The sequence below is a fragment of the Magnetospirillum sp. WYHS-4 genome (genome assembly GCA_039908345.1).
Taxonomy (GTDB): Bacteria; Pseudomonadota; Alphaproteobacteria; order Rhodospirillales; family GLO-3; genus JAMOBD01.
Genome location: JAMOBD010000136.1, coordinates 1 through 2,058, shown reverse-complemented (window position 1 = coordinate 2,058; position 2,058 = coordinate 1). Strand labels below are relative to the sequence as shown.

Here is a 2,058-nt window from a genome sequence, read left to right as displayed (position 1 = left end):
CGACGATCCCGTCGGCCGCGCGGGCCGGGCGGCGGTCGGTCTCGGGGGGGGCGGCCTGGGGGGTGGCGACGTGCCAGACCTCGCCGGCCTTGTTTTCCGGCCTGGCGACGACAGCCGCCACCAGATCGTACCAGCAGCCCTCGGCGCGACCGCGCTTGCCTTCGTGGCCGCAGACGTAGAGCCGGTCCTCGGCCCGGGTCGTCGCCACGTAGAGCAGGCGCCGGTATTCCTGGTCGCCCCGCCGCCTTGCCGCCTCGCGCAGGTTTTTGCAGAGCGCCGTCTCGTTGTCCCCCCGCACGGGCCAGAGCAGGGCCGGCTCGGGGCCATCCAGATGCCAGAGCAACCGCGCCTCGCGTTGACGGGCGGGCAGGGAACAGGTGTCGGGCAGAAAGACGATGGGCGCCTGCAGGCCCTTGGCGCCGTGCACGGTCATCACCCGTACCTGGCCCTGGCCGTGTTCCAGGTCGCGCTTGATCTCGGCCCGCCCCGCCTCCAGCCAGTGCAGGAAGCCCTGCAGGGAAGGCACGCGGTCGCGCTCGAAGGCGAGCGCCAGGGCCAGGAACTCGTCGATGGGATCGTTGGCGTCGGGGCCCAGGCGCGCCAGGATGCGCCGCCGTCCGCCGTCGCGGCCCAGGACATGGGCGAAGAACTCGAAGGGCGGCGTGGCGTCCGCCTGGGCCAGCAGATCGACCAGCAGACCATGGGCCTGGGGAAAGTCGGCGCGCCGCGCCTTGAGTTCCTCCCACAGGCTGCCCTTGCGAAAATGGGCAAGGTCGAACAAGGATTCCTCGTCGAGGCCGATAAGAGGCCCTTTAAGCACCACCGCGAGGTTCAAGTCGTCCTGGGGCAGCAGGACGAAGCGGCCCAGCGCCATCAGGTCCATGACCGCCAACTGTTCGGTCAGCACCATGCGGTCGGTGCCGGCCACCGGGATTCCCCTTTCCTTGAGGCCGCGCACCAGGCGGTCGACGAAGGGGCTGCGGGTACGCACCAGCACCATGACGTCGCCCGGCACGACGGGCCGGTTCTTGGAAAGCAGCATTTCCCCGCCATCGAGCCAGCCCTTGACGGTATCGGCGATGCGGTCGGCCAGCCGGGCGGCGGGGCTGTCTTGCGACACCTGGTCCAGGGGGGCGTCCCAGGGATCGTCCTCGGGCACTTCCTCGGGCACCAGGGCCGGCCACAGTTCCACCAGCCCCGCCTGGCCCTTGCGGTACCAGAGATGGCGAATGGGCTTGTCGCCCGATAACAGACCGTCGCGGGCCGCGGCGTCGGAGAAGACCGCATCCACCGTGCCCAGCACGGCGTCGGTGGACCGGAACGATTCCGGCATTTCGACATCGACCAGGCGCTCCTGAGCCGCCTTGGCGCGGGCCGCGAAATGGTCGCGCCAGAGAGCGAAGCCTTCCGGATGGGCACCCTGGAAGCTGTAGATGGACTGCTTTTCGTCGCCCACCACGAACAGGGTTCGGTGGGCCGGTCGCGCGGTCTCGCCGGCGAAGAAATCCCCGGCCAAGGCGGCGACGATCTCCCATTGCTCGGGGCTGGTGTCCTGGGCTTCGTCGACCAGGATGTGGTCGAGGCCGCCGTCCAGCTTGAACAGCACCCAGGTCACCCCGGCATCCCGCCCCAGCAGGTCGCGGGCCGCCAGGATCAGGTCGTCGTAGTCGAGAATGGCGCGCCGCTCCTTGGCCTCGCGGTAGGCTCCCAGGATGGCGGCGCCCAGGTCGATCAGGGCGGCGGTCGCCTCGGCTACCGCGATGGCCTTCAGGCGTTCGGCCACCGCATGGACACGGGCCTGCTCGGCCTGCAGAAGATCGGGGACCTGAGGATCGATTTCGGCTACCGCCTTGGTGGCGAGGCGAGCGCGCGGTTCGCCCTTGTCGGTCAGGAAGACCTGGATGTGGCCGCCGAACAGGTCGGGCCGCAGGTCGGGCGGAGCCTCCAGCCAAGTCTGGAGGCGCAACGCCCGTTCGACGTCGCCCTTGCCGCCGCGGGCCAATGCGGCGGAGGCCCGGCGCAGGCCGGCGTCGTCGTAGGCGCCGGTGGCGCAGGCGG

At 70.5% G+C, this 2,058-nt stretch carries 1 protein-coding gene; it reads right to left on the bottom strand.

The genetic code is table 11. The features are described from left to right. Positions 1–2,058 (bottom strand): UvrD-helicase domain-containing protein (locus H7841_18290; protein MEO5338808.1); only part of this gene is annotated, 2,058 nt, incomplete at both ends.